Origin of the sequence: Geodermatophilus sp. FMUSA9-8, from assembly GCF_037034165.1 — a bacterium.
GTDB lineage: Bacteria > Actinomycetota > Actinomycetes > Mycobacteriales > Geodermatophilaceae > Geodermatophilus > Geodermatophilus nigrescens.
Genome location: NZ_JBAGKE010000014.1, coordinates 80,773 through 98,612 on the forward strand (window position 1 = coordinate 80,773; position 17,840 = coordinate 98,612).

The window sequence follows — 17,840 nt, forward strand, 5'->3', positions numbered from 1 at the left end:
CGCTCAGACGTCGGCCTGCCGGCGGTGGTGGGGGCTGTCGGGGTTGAGCAGCGAGTGCTTCCGGCCGTAGGTGGAGTAGAGGACCAGCCCGATGAGCAGCCAGACCCCGAAGCGCGCCCAGGTCTCCCACGGCAGCTGCCAGATCAGGAACAGCGACGCGAGGACCCCGAAGGCGGGCACCACGGGCATGAGGGGCAGGCGGAACGAGCGTGGCGTGTCCGGGCGCGTGTAGCGGAACAGGATGACCGCGACGCAGACGACGATGAACGCCGACAGGATGCCGATGTTCGTCAGGTCGGCCACGGCGCGGATGGGGAAGACGCCGGCCAGCAGGGCCGACGAGACGCCGGCGATCCAGGTGACCCGCTGCGGCGTGCCGCTCCGGTCGACCTTCGCGAACCACGGGGGCAGCAGGCCGTCGCGGCTCATGGAGAACCAGACGCGGGTGACGCCGAGCAGGAAGGTCAGCATCACCGTCAGGATCGACAGCACCGCGAAGACCGAGATGATGCTGGCGATCACCGGCAGGCCCACGCCCTCGAAGGCCGAGGCGAAGCCGGCGGTCGGGTCGATGTCGCGGTAGTCCTGCATCCCGGTGAGCACCAGGGTGGCGGCGACGTAGAGCAGCATCGCGATGACCAGCGACAGGATGATCGCCTTGGGCATGTGCCGCTTGCCGTCCTCCGCCTCCTCGGCGGCGGTGCTCATGGCGTCGTAGCCGAAGACCGCGAAGAACACGGTGGCCGCGCCGGTGAGCACCGGGCCGAAGCCCGAGGGCAGGAACGGGTCGTAGTTGCCGGCCTCGACGTAGAACACGCCGAGCCCGATGATGCCGAGGATCAGCAGGATCTTGACGGCGACGGCCACCAGCTCGAAGCGGCCGAAGGTCTTCGTGCCGCGGCTGAGGATGAACGTGACGAGCAGGCAGATCAGGACGGCGGGGACGTTGACGACGCCGCCCTCCTCCGCCGACGCGGTGAGCGACGTCGGCAGGGTGAGCCCGAGGTTGTCCAGCAGCTCCCCGAGGTAGCCGGAGATGCCGATCGCCACGACCGCGACGATCGCGATGTACTCCAGGAGCAGGTCCCAGCCGATGAACCAGCCGATGACCTCGCCGAGGGCCACGTAGCCGTAGGTGTAGGCGGACCCGGCCCGCGGGATCATGCCGGCGAACTCGGCGTAGGACAGCGCCGCGGCCGCCGACGCCAGGCCGGCGATGAGGAACGCGATGAGCACGGCCGGGCCGACGCCCTCGTTGCTCTCGTCCCCGGCGGCCACCAGCCCGGCCAGCGAGAAGATGCCGACGCCGATGATGCCGCCGACGCCGATCGCGGTCAGCTGCCACAGGCCCAGGCTCTTGGCGAGCGCGCCGCCGGCGGTGCGCTCCTCCTCGTCGTGCATCGACTCCACCGGGATGCGCCGCCAGATCGAATGCGCATCGCGGGTGCTCATGGGCGTCCCCTCGTCGCTGGCCCCGTGGTGGGGGAGAGGGTGCTCCCACCGCGCCCGATCGGCAAAGCGGAGGGGCGCGCCGGCCCACGGGCCGCGCGCGGGGGCTCGCGCCGGACCGGTGGCAGGACCAGCATCGGCGCATGGACGTCGACGCACGACTGCGCGAGCTCGGCCTGGAGCTGCCCGAGCCGATGACCCCGGCCGGCAACTACCTCCCCGCGAAGGCGGCCGGCGACCTGCTGTATCTCTCCGGCATGGGGCCGATCCGACCCGACGGCACCCTCGTGGCGGGCAAGGTGGGCGACGGCGGCCTCGATCTCGACACGGCGCGGGAGGCGGCCCGCCTCACCGGCCTGCAGATGCTCGCCGCGATGCGCGCGGAGCTCGGCGACCTCGACCGCGTCCGCTCGGTCGTGAAGCTCTTCGGGATGGTCAACTGCCGGCCCGGCTTCACCCGCACGCCCGCGGTGATCGACGGCTGCTCGGACCTGCTGGTCGCGGTGCTCGGGGACCGCGGCCGCGGCGCCCGTTCGGCGGTGGGCATGGCCGAGCTGCCCTTCGACATCGCCGTCGAGATCGAGGCCGTCGTCCAGGTCGCTCCCTGACGGCTCAGCCGGCGGCGGCCCGCTGCCACTCCCGCGGGCTCATCCCGTACGCCGCGCGGAAGCGGCGGGCGAAGTGGCTGGCGTCGGCGAAGCCGCACGCGCGGGCCGTCGCGGCGATCGGCCGGTGCCGCCCCGCGGGGCTGGCCAGCCGTGACCGCGCGGCCTCCAGCCGGCCGGCGATCACCTCCTGCTCCAGGCTCGCGCCGGCCGCCGCGAACGCCTTGTAGAGGTGGCGCACCGAGACGCCGTGGGCGCGGGCGACCGCGGCCGGCGTCAGCGCGGGGTCGGTGAGGTGCCGGGCGACGTGCGCGCGCACGCGGGTCACCAGCGTGTCCGCGCACCTCGGGGCCGTGCCGGTCGTCGCCGGCCGCCGAGACGACCAGGGCCCGCAGCAGCTCGACGGTCGCCGTCCCCAGGGCCGCGGCGCCCGGGTCGGCCGACAGCTCCGGCGCGGCGTCGGCCAGCCGCTGCAGGTGGTCGCGGACCAGGTCGTGCAGCGGGCTCGCGCGCAGCCGCGGCGTCGCCCGGCGGACGACGTCGACCGGCAGCCCCAGCCGGTCCAGCGGGACCAGCAGCGCCCGCGAGCCGCCGCCGGTGGCGCAGCCGAACCCGTAGGGCGAGGACATGTCCACGAGCATCAGGTCCCCGCCCTGCACGTGCTGCTCGTGGCCGAGCTGGTCGAACTCGCCGCGGCCGCGGTGCTGGAAGGCCAGGGCCACCACCGCGCCGTCGTCGCGGGCCACGTGCCGGCGGGTGCGGACCATCCGGAACCGCGTGGCGTCGGTGGCCAGCAGCGTCACCGACCCGTACGGCCACGCCTGCATCCGGGCCTCCATCGCCCCCGGGTCCTCGCGGTGCTCGACGCGGCAGGGTGCGGCGGCCTCCTGCATCGCCACGCGGAAGGCCTCGGCGCGGTCGGCGCGGGGCAGCGGGGCGGTGTCGAAGAGCAGCATGGCGCCGTCCTGGGCTGGTCTGCGGAGGTCCCCGTGGACGGCGACGAGCCTGGCAGAGCGGCCGCGCGCCGGGAAGCAGCGGACGTGCGGGCAGGGACCGTGGTCGTGCAGGCAGGGCACGGTCGGCCCGGGGCTCCGCTGCCAGGCTCCCGATCACCGGCCACCACCTGCGAGGGAGCGACCATGACCGTGCCGCCGTCAGCCCAGCCGTCCGTCCCCGACACCATCGTCCTCGTCCACGGCTTCTGGGTGACCCCGCGCAGCTGGGAGCACTGGAAGGCGCACTACGAGGCGCGCGGGTTCCGCGTGCTGACGCCCACCTACCCCGGCTTCGAGGTGGAGGTCGAGGCGCTCGTCGCCGACCCGACGCCGGTGGCCGAGGTGACGCTGCCGGCGATCGTCGACTCCATCGCCGACGTGGTCCGCGGCCTGGAGCGCCCGCCGGTGCTCATCGGCCACTCGGCAGGCGGCACGATCGTGCAGCTGCTGCTCGACCGCGGGCTCGGCGCGTGCGGCGTGGCTCAACTCCGCGCCCACCGAGGGCGTGCGGGTGGTCCCGCTGTCGCAGCTGCGCTCGACGTGGGCGGTGCTGAAGAACCCGGCCAACCGGCACCGCGCCGTCGGGCTGACCGAGGAGCAGTGGCACTACGCCTTCACCAACACGTTCTCCGAGGGGGAGTCCCGGGAGCTCTACCGGCGCTACCACGTGCCGGCGTCGGGCCGGATCCTGTGGAACTCGGTGCTGGCCAACCTCATGCCCGGCCCGCAGGACGCGCACGTCGACTACGCCAACCCGGCCCGCCCGCCGCTCCTGTTCGTCTCCGGCGGGGAGGACCACATCATGCCGCCGGCGATCCAGCGCTCGAACGCGGCGCACTACCGCGGCGACACCACCACCGAGCTGCGCGAGTACCCCGGCTACGCCCACCTGCTGCCGGCCCAGCCGGGGTGGGAGCGGATCGCCGACGAGGTCCTCGACTGGGCGCTCGCCCACGCCACCGGCGCCCGGACCGAGCCGGCCGGGGCGCAGTGAGGCTGACGCACGTCGGCGGGCCGACGCTGCTCGTCGAGGTCGACGGGTGGCGGCTGCTCACCGACCCCACCTTCGACCCGCCCGGCCGGTCCTACTCCTTCGGCTGGGGCACCGGGTCGACGAAGACCGCCGGGCCGGCGCTGACGCCGGTGGACCTGCTGCCGGTCGACGCCGTCCTGCTCACCCACGACCACCATGCCGACAACCTCGACGACGCCGGCCGGGCGCTGCTGGACCGGGTGCCGGTGGTGGTGACCACGGCCCCGGGCGCCCGGCGGCTCGGCGGGGACGCCCGGGGGCTGCGGCCCTGGGAGTCGACGGTGCTCGCGAGTCCGGGGCTGCCTCCGCTGGAGGTCACCGCCACGCCCGCGCGGCACGGCCCGCCGCTGAGCCGCCCGGTCGTCGGCGAGGTCGTCGGGTTCGCGCTGCGGGAGCCGGGCCGGACCGACGGCGTGCTGTGGATCTCCGGGGACACGGTCGCCTTCCGCGGGCTCCGGGAGGTCGCGGAGCGGCTGCGGGTCGACGTCGCCGTGCTGCACCTGGGTGGCGTGCGCTTCCCGGTGAGCGGGCCGCTGCGGTACTCGATGACCGGGCGGCAGGCGGCGCGGGTGGCCCGGCTGACCGCGCCGCGGGTGGTCGTGCCGGTGCACCACGAGGGCTGGAGCCACTTCCGGCAGGGCCGCACGGGCGCCGAGCGGGAGCTCGCGGCGGCGCCGGAGGACGTGCGGCGGCGGTTCCGGTGGGTCGAGCGCGGCGTCGCGACGGAGGTCTGAGCGGCGGGGGTCTGAGCGGCGGGGGTCTGAGCGGCGGGGGTCCGGGCGGCGGGGCGCTCGTAGACTGGCCGGGGTGAGTGCCGCGCCCGCCGCCCCGACCGTCGCCCTCGGCGACCGGTTCGCCCGCACCCTGCCGGAGATGGCGGTGCCCTGGCAGGCCGCCGAGGTGCCCGAGCCGCGGCTGCTGGCCCTCGACGAGGAGCTGGCCGCCGAGCTCGGCCTCGACGCCGCCGCGCTGCGCACCCCCGCCGGGCTGGGGCTGCTCACCGGCACCGCCGTCCCCGACGGCGCGCGGCCGGTCGCGCAGGCCTACGCCGGCCACCAGTTCGGCTACTACAACCCGCGCCTCGGCGACGGCCGGGCGCTGCTGCTGGGCGAGCTGACCGACCGCGGGGGCCGGCTGCGCGACCTGCACCTCAAGGGGTCGGGCGGCACGCCGTTCTCCCGCGGCGGCGACGGGTTCGCCGCGGTCGGGCCGATGCTGCGCGAGTTCGTCGTCGGCCGGGCCCTGCACGCGCTCGGCATCCCGACCACGCGCGCGCTCGCCGTCGTCGCCACGGGCCGGCCGGTGCGGCGCGAGACCCTGCTGCCCGGCGCCGTCCTGGCGCGGGTGGCGGCCAGCCACCTGCGGGTGGGCAGCGCGCAGTACGCGCGCGCCACCGACGACCGCGACCTGCTGCGGCGCCTGGCCGACGAGGCGATCGACCGGCACCACCCGGCCGCCGCGGACGCGCCGAACCGGTACCTGGCGCTGTACGAGGCCGTCGTCGCCGCGCAGGCCCGGCTCGTGGCGCGCTGGATGCTCGTCGGGTTCGTGCACGGCGTGATGAACACCGACAACGTGACGCTGTCCGGCGAGACCATCGACCTCGGGCCCTGCGCGTTCATGGAGGGCTACGACGCCGACGCCTGGTACAGCTCCGTCGACCAGGGCGGGCGCTACCGCTACGGCAACCAGCCGCTGGTGGCCGAGTGGGACCTCGCCCGGCTCGCCGAGGCCCTGCTGCCGCTGTTCGCCGAGGAGCAGGAGGAGGCGGTCGAGCTCGCGGTCGCCGCGTTGGGCGGCTTCCGCCCCGCCTACGACGCCGCGTGGCTCGGCGGGTGGCGGGCCAAGCTGGGCCTGCCGGCCGGGCTCGACGACGCCGTCGCCACCGCGCTGGTCTCCGACCTGCTCGACCTGCTGCAGGCCGGGAAGGTCGACCTGACGTCGTTCGCGCGCCGCCTGTCGTCGGCGGCCCGGGGCGACGCCGAGCCGGTGCGCCGGCTGGTGCTCGACCTCGCCGGCATCGACGCCTGGCTCGAGCGCTGGCGCGCCACCGGCCCGGACGCCGACGCGATGGACCGGGTCAACCCCGTGTACGTGCCGCGCAACCACCTCGTGGAGGAGGCGCTGGCCGCCGCGACCGCCGGCGACCTCGCGCCGTTCGACCGGCTGGTCGACGTGGTGAGCCGGCCGTTCGAGGAGCGCCCGGGGCTGGAGCGCTACGCCGAGCCCGGCCCGGCCGGCCCGTACGTCACCTTCTGCGGCACCTGAGGTCGCACCTCGGCGGACGCCGCCCTGTTGCCCCCGGGCGGCGGCGGGTCGATGCTGCGGCATGGCCACCCAGCAGCGGTCCGGGCACTCCGTCGAGGAGGCGCCGACCTCCACCGGCAAGGTCGACACGGCCTGGTACGAGAAGGAGGTCGCGCGGCTGCAGGTCGAGCTGGTGAAGCAGCAGGAGTTCATCCGCGCCCGCGGGCTGCGCGTCGTCGTCGTCTTCGAGGGGCGGGACGCGGCCGGCAAGGGCGGCGCGATCCAGCGGATCACCGAGACCCTCAACCCGCGGGCCGCGCGGGTCGTGGCGCTCCCGGCGCCGACCGAGCGCGAGCGCGGGCAGTGGTACTTCCAGCGCTACGTGGCGCACCTGCCCACCCGCGGCGAGATGGTCCTGCTCGACCGGTCCTGGTACAACCGCGCCGGCGTCGAGCGGGTCATGGGGTTCTGCACCGACGAGGAGTACGAGGAGTTCCTCCGCTCCTGCCCGGAGTTCGAGCGGATGCTCGTTCGCAGCGGGATCGTGCTGGTCAAGTACTGGTTCTCCGTCAGCGACACCGAGCAGGAGAAGCGCTTCCAGAAGCGGCTCGAGGACCCGACCAAGCGGTGGAAGCTCAGCCCGATGGACCTCGAGGCGCGCAACCGCTGGGTCGACTTCTCCAAGGCCAAGGACGCGATGTTCGCCGCCACCGACATCCCCGAGGCGCCGTGGTGGGTGGTCGAGGCCGACGTGAAGAAGCGCGCCCGGATCAACGTGATGACCCACCTGCTCGCCCAGGTGCCCTACGAGGACCTCACGCCGGAGCCGCCGCAGCTGCCGCCGCGCCCGCCGGTCGACGAGGACTACGTCCGCCCGCCCAAGGACAGCCAGCGCTTCGTCCCCGACGTCGTCCCCTGACGGGCGCCCCGCCACCGGACCGGGCCGGTGGCGGGAGCCGTCACCTCAGCCCTGCAGTACGGGCACGGCCGCGTCGCAGAAGTCGTCACTGCGCCCGGTCGACCCCTTCGTCTGCACCTGGCTGATCTCGGTGTCGTCGTCCGGGTCGGCCGGCGTCCCGTTGTCGTCGACCACGAAGACGAACCGCACCTGCCCGGGGTTGCGTGCGATGGCCTTCCCGTCGGGCCCGTAGAGGGTGGCGTTACCGGTGGAGAGCGTCTCGATGGTCAGCGTGTTCCCATCGGTGGCGACCACGTGGAGGTCCTTGTTGAGGACCCGGTCGACCTCGGTGACTGCGCCGTCCGGTGTGGACAGAGTGAGCTCGACGACGAGGTGCTCGGCGAAGTAGGCCAGCCCGTCCCGGCCGTGACGGGTGATCTGGAGCCGGCCGGTGACGGTGCCCTCGACGTCGACCGTCAGCCCCGGTTCGCCGCAGAAGTCCGTCACGACGTCGGTGAACGCGTCGTCGATCGACTCGCGCACGGGGGGCTCGGCGAGGGCCCCGCCGGTCATCGCCGCGCTGAACAGTGCGACCAGGCCGGCGGCGGTGGCTCCTCGGGCGAGGGACATGGCTCCTCCTGCGGGTGGCGGACCTGAGGGTGCGAGGCCCCGCACGCTGCTCCGCACCGCGTCCCGGGGACAGAGGCCAACTGCCCTGTGCGCTGGTCAGGCGGCCGCGCCCAACCGCTCGCGCACCCAGGCGACCGCGGCGTCGTGGTCGTCGAAGGTCCGCTGCGGATAGCCGGGGCCGTGGTCGTCGGACGCGCCGTCGCGGGTGAGCGACCGGTAGCGGCGCTCGTCGAGGACGTCGGCCCATGCGGCGATCGCCGGGACGTGCGCCGGCAGGTCCTCGGCGGCCCACCGCTCGAGGGCGGCGCGGCCGTCAGCGGTGGGCGCGCCGAGCAGGCGCCGGTCGAGGACGACGCCGAAGCGGTCGCCCGCCGACGTCAGCGCCGTCACGATCAGCGCGATGTGCTCCGCGGTGAGCCGGCCGACGAGCGCCACGTGCAGGAGGTCGCCGTCCCAGGCGGCGGTGGAGTCAGACACCGGTGAACTCCGCGAACCGCTCGGGCGCCTCGGCGCCGGTGGCCGCCGTCCCGCCGTCGAGGAGGACGGCCCGCACGTCGTCGAGCACCCACGCGACCGAGAAGGCCGACGCCGACAGCCACACCTCGCCGCTCACCTCGTGCACCGCGTCGTCGCGGACGGCCTGCAGCCCGCTCCACAGCGGCGACCCGGTGAGCCCCTCGGTGAGGTACGGCCCGCCGGAGAGGAGGAAGAGGACGTCGCCGTCGTGGTCGGTCAGCGTCTCGGCGCCGAAGAGCGCGAAGGGGCTGTCGGCGCTGCCCGCGGTCTCCTGCGCCGGCGGCCGGGCGAGGCCGACCTCGCTGAGCAGCGAGCCGACGGCGGTCGCGCCGGGCGGTGAGAAGAAGCCGCCGTTGTCGCCGACGACGGAGACGACCGCCCCGGCCAGCCCGGCCTCCTCGAGGTCGGCGGCGAGGTCCGCCGTCTGCTCGTCGAGCCGCTCGCGCACGGCGGCGGCCTCGTCCTCGCGGCCGAGCGCCCCGGCCACCGTGGCCAGCTGCTCGTCCCAGCCCGCGGTGTAGTCGACGACCGTGGTGGGGGCGATGGCCTCGAGATGCGCCTCCGCCGCGACGGTGGTGGGCAGCGAGACCCCGATGACGACGTCGGGGTCCGCGGCGGCCACGGCCTCGGGGTCGAGGGCGTCGCCGTAGGGCTGGGTCGGGAGGCCCAGGTCGTCGAAGACGGCGGACGTCGACTCGTAGGCGAAGGCCTCGAGGACGAGGTCGGGCTCGACGCCCAGGGCGAGCGCGTGCATGGCCGCGAAGTCGTCGAGCGCCACGACCACCTGGTCGTCGGCGCTCCCGCCGGAGGCCGGTGCGGCGACGGAGGGCTCGTCGTCGGTGCCGCAGCCGGCGAGGACGAGCAGCCCGGCGGTGGCACAGGAGGCGATGCCGAAACGGGTCACGGACACAGGGATAGTGAGGACAGCCTTGCCTCACAAGACGGTCCGGCGTCCGTTCTCGATCCGCTGCGCTCCGGGGGTGGGAGGAGGAGGCGCGCGGACCTACGCTCGGGGCTCCCGGCGGAGGGGGCTGCCATGGAACGGATCCCGGACTCGCTGCCGGTGCTCGGCCGCGGCCGGCACCGCACACCCGCACGCGGCGCGTGCTTCCTCGAGTACACGGCGCTGCTGGCGGGCGAGGCGTTCACCGACGCGCCGCGCTGCGTCGACGCCGAGCTCGCCGTCGTGCTGCGGCACGCCAACGACGTCCTCTCCGACGCCGACCGGCCCCGGCTGCTGCCGCTGCTCGGCCGCGCGATCGGCCTCGTCGCCCATGGGCCCGCGACGGGTCCCGCGGCGGGCCGGCTGCGGCGCCGGGTCGCGCAGGACCTCGCCGCCGCCATCGGGAGCACGCTGTCGGCGGAGGAGCTGCGGTGGGTGCGGGCGGGCGCCGTCGACCGGCTGTTCTGGTCGCTGATGTTCGAGCCGGTGCCGGTGAGCACCTCGCCGGCGTGGGTGGCCCGGTTGGTGGAGCGCCTCGACCTGCTGCACGGCTGCTTCGAGGCGGCACTGGCCGCGCCCGCGGGGTCGCGCGTGTGACCGCTGTCGTGCGCGTCCGCGGGGAGGCCAGTGCCGAGCACGCGCCGGACGCCGCGGTGCTGGCCGTGCACGCCCGCGCGGTGTCGCCGTCGTCGCGGTCCGAGGCCCTGAAGCGGGCCTCGGCGCTGGCCGCCGGCCTGCGCGCGGCGCTCGAGCCGGCGGCCGGGGTGCGCCGGGTGGTGCTGTCGCGGGTGTCGGTGCACGAGCGGCACGCCTGGGACCCCGACACCGGCCGGCACCGGCCCGACGGGTGGGAGGCGTCGGTGAGCGGGTCGGTGCGGGTCGACGCCGACGCGGCCGACGCCGTCGCCGAGGTCGCCGCCGGCGCCGGTGCGGAGATCGGCGGGGTGGCGTGGGAGCTCGACGACCCCGCGTCCGCGCGGCGCGCCGTCCGCCGGGCTGCCGTCGACGCCGCCCGGGAGGCCGCCGAGGACCTCGCCGACGCCGTCGGCCGGCCGCTGGGCGCGCTGGTGGAGCTGGCCGACGCGGGGCTGTCGTCGGCGACGGCCGGAGGGCCGGAGCTCATGATGGCCAAGGGCCGCGGCGCGATGGGCGGGGAGCCCGAGCTGCACCTCGACCCGCAGGACGTGACGGTGCACGCCGTCGTCGAGGCCACCTACGCCCTGGACTGACCGCCGGGGCGTGCCATGATCGGCCCGGCCGGCGCGGCCCCCGACCGGGGACCCCCGCCGGCCCCGACCCGCGACGCACCCCCCGGGCCCGGCGCCGGCGCGGCACCTCCCGCCGCCACCCCGCCGTGGCCCGAGGTGCATCCGCGTGGAGACGCCATGACCGCCACCGCACCCCACCCGCCGTCGCCCTGGCCGGGCTCCCGGCACGAGACCGAGCACCGCTGGCAGCTCGACGGCGCCCGCACGCTCGACGACGTCGTCGCCCGGCTCACCGCGCTCGCGGCCGAGCTGCGGGCCGCGCACGCCGCCGGGTGGGTCCCGGCGCAGCCGCTGCGCGACGGCCACCTGCTCGCCACGCGGCCCTCCCGCCGGGCGCGCGCCCGCGACGGCGTCGCCGTCCCGCCCGGCGAGGGGCAGGCGCCGCCGCTGCCGGGCTGGCGGGTGCGGGTGGTCGACGAGCCACCGGCACCGGGCGACGACGTCCTCGACCTGGGCGCCGTGCCGCGGACGCCCGTGGTCGCGTGGTGCCCCTCCGGTCCGCGGCAGGTGTCGGGCCCCGGGCTCGCCGCCGGGGTGCTCGACGAGCTCGGCCGGCAGGTGACGGCGGCCGACGCGGGGGAGCGCTGGTGGGCGGTGGTGCCGGCGCGCGTGGGGCCGGGGCGCGACCTGGTCGCCGACGCCGTCGCGCTGCGCGTGCACGCGGTCGAGGACGGCGCGCTCGTGCGCACGACGGAGGCGCTGACGTTCCGGCACGCCGCCGACCGGGTCGCCACGCTGGTCGACGCCGCCGCGGCCTACGAGCGGCTGGCGCGGGTGGCCGCGGCGATGGCCGCCGCCGGTGGCCGGCTGGCCGACTCCGACGACGGGCTGCTGACCGTCCGGTACGGCCGGTGAGTGCGGTGGACCTGCACGCCGACGTCCTGGGGCGGGCCGACGGACCGACGGTGCTGGTGCTGGCCGGTGGCGCGGCGGCCCACCCGTCCTACCTCGGGGACCTGGCCGGGCTGGGGGAGCGGTACCGGCTGGTGGTGCCGCACCTGCGCGGGGTCGGCCGGTCGAGCGCCGCGCCGCTCGCCTCGCGGTGGGAGCAGATGGACGACGTCGACCGGCTGCGGGCCTCGTCCGGTCTGGATCGTTGCGCGGTCGTGGCGCACTCGGCCGGCACCCGCCTCGCGGTGGCGTACGCGGCCCGCTTCCCGGAGCGCCTCTCGGCGCTGGTGCTGGTGACCCCGCCCGCCGAGTACCTGGTGGACGTGCCGTCCGACGTCCCGGACCTGCTGGCTGCCCGGGCGGGGGAGCCGGCCGTGGCGTCGGCACTGGCGGCGCTCGAGGGAGGACCTGGCCTCACCGACGACGACTTCACCGCCTGGCGCCTGCGCACCGCGCCGCTCGGCTACGCCCGGTGGGACGCCACGACGCGCGCGCATGCCGAGGGGATGCGGTACTCGCTCGCCGCGGCGCGGGCGTTCATGGCCGGGGACGCCCCGGACGGCCTGCGCGAGCGGCTGCCCGCGATGACCGCACCGGTCCTCGTCGTCGCGGGCGCGCAGGACGCGGCCGCCGGCTGTGCGCCGGTGCTCGCGGTGGCCGACGCCTTCCCCCGCGGGGAGGCCGCGGTCGTCGACGGCTGCGGCCACTTCCCGTGGGTGGAGCAGCCGGCCGCCTACCGTGCCGTCGTGGGGTCGTTCCTCGACCGGGCTCTCGGCTGACGCGCGCGCCGTCGCGGGCGCGCGTCAGAACGGTGGCGGCTCGGGTGCCGTCGTCGGTGGCGGGTCGGGTTTGGGTGGCGGGTCTCGCTCCGGTGGTGGGCGCATGCCGGGTGCGCGGGTGGTGCGGGTGATGCCCGACGGGGTGGTCACCGTGAGCACCCCGTCGGGCGTCATCTGGAATCGCCAGCCGCGGGCGAAGGTCTTGAGGCGGTGGTGGCTGCGGCACAGGCAGCAGAGGTTGGCGCAGTCGGTCTTCCCGCCGGATGCGTGGGGGATGACGTGGTCGGCGTCGGCCCACCCGGCGCGTTGGCCGCAGGTGGGGAAGCGGCAGGTGCGGTCGCGGGTGCGCACGAACCGCTGCTGGGGCCGGGTGGGCGTGTAGCGGTCGGTGGGCTCGGGCCGGTCGAGCACCGGGCAGTCGCAGTCGGCGTCGTCCGCGGTGTCGGCGTCCTCGTCGGTGGCCAGGTCGGTGGCCGGGTGGTCGGGGCAGCCGCGGCGGGCGAGGCGACGGGCCTGGTCGAGGGGAGTGGTGGCGCGCAGGGTGCCGTCGTCGTCGGTGACCGCGAGGGTGACCGACCCGCCGGCGGGGACGTGGATGCCCAGCGCGTCGAGCTGAGCGAGCAGCTCGCGCAGATGGGCGGCGGTGATCGGCTGCCCGTCGACCTCGCCGGGCTCGGTGGACCGCCCGAGCAGCGCGGAGAGGGTGGCGATGATCTGCAGGTGCGCGGTGACCGCCGGCCGGCCCGGGTCGCCGGCGCGCAGGAACACCGCGGCGTAGAGCTCGGTGCGCAGCTGGCTGATCGGGCGGGGGTCGCCGGCGTCCTTGGCCAGCCGCGCCAAGGAGTCGAGCACGGCCATGCAGGCGGCGGCGACCTCGGCGGGCAGCTCGGCGATCAGCACCGCCATCCCGTCCTGCGGGGAGGGCACGATCCGGACGTCGGCGGTGCGGGTGGCGTCGTCCTTCTTGCGCTGGGCCGCGTCGGGGTCGAGTTCCAGCAGCGCCTCGACCGCCCGCGTGCGCAGCGTCCGCACGGTCCAGCCGGTGGCGTGGGGGAGTAGCCGGGCCTCGACCCGCCGCGCCAGCGCCGGGTTGGTCCACTGCAGGACGTCGACCAGCACCATCGCCCGGCGCTCGTCCAGCTGCCCGGCGGCCAGCGCCGCCCAGGTGGCGGGCAGCGACTCCCGGTAGGTCCACGCCCGCTTGGCCAGCGTGGAGGCGGTGGGCCGGCCGACGTTGAGCACGACCGCCAGCTCGGCGGTGAAGAACTCCGACACCTCCGGGTCCGGCGCCCACGACCCCGACCGGGCACCCGGGGTGCCCGGTGGTGGGTCGAGGTCGGCGGGGCGGGTCGCGGCCAGCCGCAGCACCAGCTCGGCCTCGTAGGCGGCGTCCATCGCCTTGCGGGCCTGCACCCGCGCCAGCTCGGCGGCGGCCTGCGCGTCGGACAGCACCCCGACCGGCAGCCGCTTGACCGACACCGGCTGCTCGATCAGCCAGCCGGCCAGCGCGCGCTCGATCGGCGACACGTGCTCCGCGCCCGCCGACATGACCCGAACCTACGGCGGGGGTACGACAGAAACGGCAGGTCAGCCGCCGGATCGGCTCACATCCGCGTCGGGTCCACGGTCACCTCGACGGTCACGACGTCGCCGTCGTCCTTGCCGCGGCGGACCCGCGCGGGCACGGCCAGCAGCCACCCGGCGCGGCGGTCGCGCCAGACGCTCGTGGCCCACGTGCTCCCGTCGACGGTGGCCGTCACCGGCACGCGGCCGAAGGGGCCGGCCGAGTCGGGCGCGTGCTCGGCAGGCACCGGAGCGAAGACCCAGCCGCCGGAGCCGGGCGAGCGGACGAGCGTCGTCTCGAAGGCCATGCGCACACCCTGCCGCGGGGCACCGACAGCTCAGCCGGCGAGCAGCGCCAGCGCGACCTCCGGCTCACGCCCCGCGGCCTCAGCAGCGGCGTCCCGAGTCGACCTGCCAGGTCGAGTCCGGCCCCTGGACGGCGTGCAGGGTGATGTCGCCGGCGCTGACCTCGACGCCGGTCGCGTCCTCGTCCACCACCCGCCAGCCGGTGGACGGCACGTCCCCGGGCCCGGCGTACTCCTCCGCCGCGGCCACTGGGGAGGCGGCGCCACCCCGGTCCGAGGCGAGGGACACGGCGAACTGGTCGCAGCCGCCCAGGTCGCAGGCAGCGGTCAGCGGCAGGAACCACAGGACGGCGAGCACCGGCAGCGTGCGCACGGTCGGAGCATGACGGATCGGCGCTCACTCCGGGGCGCGGTGCCGCCCGCCCGAGGGTGGGGGAGGAGGCGTCGCGCGGGCCCGCTCCTCCTCACGCTGCAGCCACCGCCAGCGGGCGGTGTCCGACGGCTCCGCCGGGAGGCCGGCCGCCTCGCGGGCGGCCCGGGCGGCGTCGGTGACGGCGATCTCCCCGGTGCGCGGGCCGCGCGCGTCGACCCGCGCCTCGGCCCGGGCCGCCAGACGCCGCGCGCGCCGGGTGGGCCGCTCGGGCGCCTGCTCGTCCACGCGACCTCCCCCCGCCGGCCGCGTCGGCCGACGGGCGCATCGTCGCACGTCTCTCGGCAGGACCTGCCGTCCGACCAGCACCGATCCCGTGGCATCTCGCCGTGGGCGGGAGGGGACGGTGGGGCGACTGCGCCGTCCGTGACGAGCGGGACGACGCGGGGAAAGCGCCCGCGGGACCGCCCGGGACCGGTGTCCGCGCTGTGTCAGCGTCCACGCCGTGCCCGCCTCCCGCCCCCGGACCGCCCGGTGACCGGCCCCGCGCCGGTGCTGGTGCCGGTCCTGGCGGCACTGACCGGGGCGGGCGTCGGCCACCTCGTCGACCGGGCCGCCGCACGCTTCCCGTGGCCGCGCCCGGCGACCGTCGGCGCCGTGCTCGGCGGCCGCGGCGGCGCCGCGCCGCGCGGGCTGCTCGAGGCGGCGACGGCGGCCCTGTTCCTCCTCGCCGCCCTCCGCTTCGGCCCGACGGCGGAGCTCCCGGCCTGGCTGTGGTTCGTCGCCGCGGGCGTCCTGCTCAGCGTGATCGACCTGCGCGAGCAGCTGCTGCCGAACCGGGTGCTGCTGCCCGCCGTCGCCGGCGCGCTGGTCCTGCTCACCGTCGCCGCCGCCGCGGGGGACCGCTGGGACGACCTGCTGCGCGCGGTCCTCGCCGGTGCAGCCGGTTACGGCGTCCTCCTCGCGCTGGTCCTGGTCTCGCCGTCGGGCATGGGCATGGGCGACGTCAAGCTCGCCGGCCTGCTCGGGCTGCTGCTCGGCTGGCTCGGCTGGGCCGTCGTCCTGGTCGGCTTCCTCCTCGGCTTCCTCTTCCAGGCCGTCCTCGGGCTGGCGCTCATGGCGGCCGGCCGCGCCGGGCGGCGCACCGAGCTGCCGACAGGGCCGGCCCTCGCGGCGGGCGCGCTGGCCGCCGCGGTGCTCGCCGGCACCTGGCAGGGCCTGCTGTGACCGCCGAACGGCGCCCGTGCCCCCGGACGGGTGCTGCGCGCCACCCGTCCCGGTGGTCCCGCGCACGCTCCGTGACCGGAGGAGACCCGGGGTGGACCCCGCGGCGCAGGCCCGCCCCCGGAACGGGCGAACGCCCGGCTGACCTGCGGAGACGCACCTGAACCGCCGGACCTGACCGGGCCTGTGGAGCGCCCGGCCTCACCCCCCGGGGGGAGACGCCGCGCCACCTGCTTCACCCGCCCGGTCGACCGGCCGAACACCACTGCGACGCCGCGACACCGGTTCACACCGACCCGGACCGCCGACGGCCGACCCTCTAGGAGAGCACCCCGTGACCAGCATCCTCGCCGCCCTGCAGACCCTGTCCTTCGTCGTCTCGGACCGCCTCGCGGCGGTCAAGGAGAACGAGAAGGGCGCCACGATGGTCGAGTACGCGCTGCTCGTCGCCGCCATCGCCGCGGTGGTCGCCACCGCCGTCGCCGCCTTCACCGACGACCTCACGGGCCTCTTCGAGCGCATCATCCCCTGACCCGTCGCGGCCCAGCCGCTCCCGAAGGGTCGTGCGAGGCGGTGCGGTGCCCTCCCGGCACCGCGCCGCCTCCACCCCTCTCGCCCCATCCCGCCGGGCCGCCCGGCATCCCTGCCTGACCACCCCGAGAGGACGTGCACCGGCCATGCGCTCCCGGTCGAGCCGCCGTCCCCGCACCCTGCGCACCCGTCTGCTGGGGGAGCGGGGTGCCGCCGTGGTCGAGTTCGCCCTCGTCGCCCCGGTCCTGATCATGCTGCTCATCGGCATCGTCGAGTGCAGCAAGATGTTCCAGGCGCAGAGCACCCTGTCCGCCGCCGCCCGCGAGGGCGTCCGGGTCATGGCGCTCACCAACAACGTCACCAACGCGCGCACCGCCGCCGTGAACGCCGCGACCTCGCTCGGCGTCCCGGCCGGCTCCGTGACCTTCACGTTCTCCCGCGGCACCTCCTGCTCCGGCGCGACGCCGACCGACACGGTCACCGCCCGGATCACCTACCGCCAGACCTTCGTCTCCGGCTTCCTCGGCCGCACCGGCGTCGACCTCTCCGGCACGGCGAGGATGCGATGCGGCGGCTGATCACCTGGCCGTTCCGCCGCCTCGCCCCGCGCCGCCTCGCCGAGGAGCGCGGGGCCACGGCCGTGATGACGGCGATGCTGCTCGTGCCGCTGCTCGCCTGCGGCGCCATCGCCGTCGACGTCGCCTCGTACTACTCCGACCGCGCACAGCTGCTCAACGCCGCCGACGCGGCGGCCATCGCCATCGCCTCGGACTGCGCCCGCGGTGCCTGCGGGAACACCACGACCACGGCGACGGCGCTGCAGACCGCCAACGCCTCCGTCGCCGACTCCTTCGACGCGGCCCTCCGGACGCCGGCCGTCACCGTCGGCACCCGCCGGGTCGACGTCACGACGTCCGCCGACGCCGCACACTGGTTCGCCCCGCTGCTCGGCCGCGACTCCAGCCGGGTCACCGCCACCAGCCGCGCCACCTGGGCCCCGACCTCCGCCGGGACCGCCCGGTTCCCGCTCGTCATCAGCTGGTGCGAGTACGTCGGCCAGATGCAGCGCGACCGCACGGGGACCACGACCATCCGCGTCAACGCGACCACCGACCTCGGGTCCCCCGAGACCTGCATCGGGCCGGACGGCGTCACGCCGGTCCGCGTCGGCTACGCCGTGACCAACGGCGACGGCGGCAACTCCTCCTGCGGCACGACGTCGAGCATCGGCGGCACGGTCAGCCAGTACACCGGCATGTACACGACCTCCTACCGGCTGCCGATCAGCTGCACCAACGCCCACCTCGGCAGCCTCATCGGGACGACGGTGATCGTGCCGATCTGGGACCGGGTGACCGGCGCGGAGGGCAGCGCGCAGATGCGGGTGTACGCCTACGCCGCCTTCTACCTCGAGGGCTACGACTACATCAACCGGCCCGACGACCCGGCGCTGATCGGCCGTTTCTCGCGCGCCGCCCTCCCGTCGTCGGCCCCCGTCGCGGCCGCCGTCTCCCGGACGGCGCCGGACCTCACCACCTTCGACGCGCAGTACCGGGGCGCGTACTCCGTCTTCCTCGAACCCCAGGGATAGGA

At 76.2% G+C, this 17,840-nt stretch carries 22 protein-coding genes and 1 pseudogene; 13 read left to right on the top strand and 10 right to left on the bottom strand.

What is annotated here, in order from left to right; translation table 11 throughout:
* Positions 1 to 3: 3 nt before the first annotated feature.
* The gene (locus tag WA616_RS23375) at positions 4 to 1,452 is read right to left on the bottom strand and encodes an amino acid permease (protein ID WP_336033630.1); all 1,449 of its coding nucleotides are present in this window, start codon (positions 1,450 to 1,452) and stop codon (positions 4 to 6) included.
* 140 nt (positions 1,453 to 1,592) lie between these two features.
* Between WA616_RS23375 and WA616_RS23380 the strand changes: the two genes are divergently transcribed.
* Positions 1,593 to 2,057, top strand: coding sequence for a RidA family protein (locus tag WA616_RS23380; protein ID WP_073419381.1), 465 nt, complete (start codon positions 1,593 to 1,595; stop codon positions 2,055 to 2,057).
* Between the two features lie 4 nt (positions 2,058 to 2,061).
* Here WA616_RS23380 and WA616_RS23385 read toward each other — a convergent pair whose 3' ends face one another.
* Together WA616_RS23385 and WA616_RS24575 are read right to left on the bottom strand one after the other, a co-directional pair.
* A complete protein-coding gene (locus tag WA616_RS23385; protein WP_336033632.1) occupies positions 2,062 to 2,382 on the bottom strand; it encodes a helix-turn-helix transcriptional regulator in 321 nt (106 codons plus the stop codon).
* A 67-nt stretch (positions 2,383 to 2,449) separates the two neighbouring features.
* Positions 2,450 to 3,010: pseudogene (locus tag WA616_RS24575) on the bottom strand (hypothetical protein); the annotation flags it as partial.
* Positions 3,011 to 3,560: 550 nt separating this feature from the next.
* On the opposite strand from WA616_RS24575, the gene WA616_RS23390 reads away from it, so the two are divergent.
* The 4 genes from WA616_RS23390 (at position 3,561) to ppk2 (ending at position 7,248) form a co-directional block, all read left to right on the top strand.
* Positions 3,561 to 4,043, top strand: a complete 483-nt coding sequence (locus tag WA616_RS23390; RefSeq protein WP_336033633.1) for a hypothetical protein — start codon at positions 3,561 to 3,563, stop codon at positions 4,041 to 4,043.
* A complete protein-coding gene (locus tag WA616_RS23395) occupies positions 4,040 to 4,816 on the top strand; it encodes an MBL fold metallo-hydrolase (protein ID WP_336033635.1) in 777 nt (258 codons plus the stop codon). The genes WA616_RS23390 and WA616_RS23395 overlap by 4 nt, the downstream gene beginning before the upstream one ends.
* 73 nt (positions 4,817 to 4,889) lie before the next feature.
* Complete coding sequence (locus tag WA616_RS23400) at positions 4,890 to 6,350, top strand: protein adenylyltransferase SelO (RefSeq protein WP_336033637.1); 1,461 nt, start codon at positions 4,890 to 4,892, stop codon at positions 6,348 to 6,350.
* A 61-nt stretch (positions 6,351 to 6,411) separates the two neighbouring features.
* Entirely contained in the window at positions 6,412 to 7,248 is an 837-nt protein-coding gene (gene ppk2, locus WA616_RS23405; RefSeq protein WP_336033639.1) for a polyphosphate kinase 2, read from the top strand.
* A 45-nt stretch (positions 7,249 to 7,293) separates the two neighbouring features.
* Here the strand turns inward: ppk2 and WA616_RS23410 are convergent, their stop codons facing one another.
* The 3 genes from WA616_RS23410 to WA616_RS23420 all read right to left on the bottom strand — a co-directional run bounded on the left by WA616_RS23410 (position 7,294) and on the right by WA616_RS23420 (position 9,277).
* A complete protein-coding gene (locus WA616_RS23410; protein ID WP_336033640.1) occupies positions 7,294 to 7,857 on the bottom strand; it encodes a hypothetical protein in 564 nt (187 codons plus the stop codon).
* A gap of 96 nt (positions 7,858 to 7,953) precedes the next feature.
* Positions 7,954 to 8,334: a hypothetical protein gene (locus WA616_RS23415; protein WP_336033642.1), complete on the bottom strand. Its 381-nt coding sequence runs from the start codon at positions 8,332 to 8,334 to the stop codon at positions 7,954 to 7,956.
* On the bottom strand, positions 8,327 to 9,277 hold the full coding sequence (locus tag WA616_RS23420; RefSeq protein WP_336033643.1) for an ABC transporter substrate-binding protein: 951 nt from the start codon (positions 9,275 to 9,277) through the stop codon (positions 8,327 to 8,329). The genes WA616_RS23415 and WA616_RS23420 overlap by 8 nt, the downstream gene beginning before the upstream one ends.
* A gap of 132 nt (positions 9,278 to 9,409) precedes the next feature.
* On the opposite strand from WA616_RS23420, the gene WA616_RS23425 reads away from it, so the two are divergent.
* The 4 genes from WA616_RS23425 to WA616_RS23440 all read left to right on the top strand — a co-directional run bounded on the left by WA616_RS23425 (position 9,410) and on the right by WA616_RS23440 (position 12,254).
* Positions 9,410 to 9,913 carry a hypothetical protein gene (locus WA616_RS23425; RefSeq protein ID WP_336033645.1) on the top strand — a complete coding sequence of 168 codons (504 nt, stop codon included), beginning with the start codon at positions 9,410 to 9,412 and terminating at the stop codon, positions 9,911 to 9,913.
* The gene (locus WA616_RS23430) at positions 9,910 to 10,545 is read left to right on the top strand and encodes an SIMPL domain-containing protein (protein WP_336033647.1); all 636 of its coding nucleotides are present in this window, start codon (positions 9,910 to 9,912) and stop codon (positions 10,543 to 10,545) included. Before WA616_RS23425 ends, WA616_RS23430 begins: the two co-directional genes overlap by 4 nt.
* 156 nt (positions 10,546 to 10,701) lie before the next feature.
* Entirely contained in the window at positions 10,702 to 11,439 is a 738-nt protein-coding gene (locus WA616_RS23435; RefSeq protein WP_336033648.1) for a hypothetical protein, read from the top strand.
* The gene (locus WA616_RS23440; protein WP_336033650.1) at positions 11,436 to 12,254 is read left to right on the top strand and encodes an alpha/beta fold hydrolase; all 819 of its coding nucleotides are present in this window, start codon (positions 11,436 to 11,438) and stop codon (positions 12,252 to 12,254) included. The genes WA616_RS23435 and WA616_RS23440 overlap by 4 nt, the downstream gene beginning before the upstream one ends.
* A 24-nt stretch (positions 12,255 to 12,278) precedes the next feature.
* Here the strand turns inward: WA616_RS23440 and WA616_RS23445 are convergent, their stop codons facing one another.
* From WA616_RS23445 to WA616_RS23460, 4 genes are all read right to left on the bottom strand, one after another.
* On the bottom strand, positions 12,279 to 13,802 hold the full coding sequence (locus WA616_RS23445; RefSeq protein ID WP_336033652.1) for an HNH endonuclease signature motif containing protein: 1,524 nt from the start codon (positions 13,800 to 13,802) through the stop codon (positions 12,279 to 12,281).
* A gap of 56 nt (positions 13,803 to 13,858) precedes the next feature.
* Positions 13,859 to 14,125, bottom strand: coding sequence for a DUF1905 domain-containing protein (locus WA616_RS23450; RefSeq protein WP_336033654.1), 267 nt, complete (start codon positions 14,123 to 14,125; stop codon positions 13,859 to 13,861).
* A 79-nt stretch (positions 14,126 to 14,204) separates the two neighbouring features.
* Complete coding sequence (locus tag WA616_RS23455; protein WP_336033656.1) at positions 14,205 to 14,495, bottom strand: hypothetical protein; 291 nt, start codon at positions 14,493 to 14,495, stop codon at positions 14,205 to 14,207.
* A gap of 24 nt (positions 14,496 to 14,519) precedes the next feature.
* Positions 14,520 to 14,780 (bottom strand): hypothetical protein, encoded by a 261-nt coding sequence (locus tag WA616_RS23460; RefSeq protein WP_073422273.1) that lies wholly within the window; start codon positions 14,778 to 14,780, stop codon positions 14,520 to 14,522.
* Positions 14,781 to 15,026: 246 nt separating this feature from the next.
* Between WA616_RS23460 and WA616_RS23465 the strand changes: the two genes are divergently transcribed.
* The 4 genes from WA616_RS23465 to WA616_RS23480 all read left to right on the top strand — a co-directional run bounded on the left by WA616_RS23465 (position 15,027) and on the right by WA616_RS23480 (position 17,838).
* Complete coding sequence (locus WA616_RS23465) at positions 15,027 to 15,719, top strand: prepilin peptidase (protein ID WP_336033659.1); 693 nt, start codon at positions 15,027 to 15,029, stop codon at positions 15,717 to 15,719.
* Between the two features lie 331 nt (positions 15,720 to 16,050).
* The gene (locus WA616_RS23470) at positions 16,051 to 16,248 is read left to right on the top strand and encodes a Flp family type IVb pilin (RefSeq protein ID WP_336033661.1); all 198 of its coding nucleotides are present in this window, start codon (positions 16,051 to 16,053) and stop codon (positions 16,246 to 16,248) included.
* Positions 16,249 to 16,393: 145 nt separating this feature from the next.
* The gene (locus WA616_RS23475) at positions 16,394 to 16,825 is read left to right on the top strand and encodes a TadE/TadG family type IV pilus assembly protein (protein WP_336033662.1); all 432 of its coding nucleotides are present in this window, start codon (positions 16,394 to 16,396) and stop codon (positions 16,823 to 16,825) included.
* A complete protein-coding gene (locus WA616_RS23480) occupies positions 16,813 to 17,838 on the top strand; it encodes a pilus assembly protein TadG-related protein (RefSeq protein WP_336033664.1) in 1,026 nt (341 codons plus the stop codon). Before WA616_RS23475 ends, WA616_RS23480 begins: the two co-directional genes overlap by 13 nt.
* Positions 17,839 to 17,840: the final 2 nt, after the last annotated feature.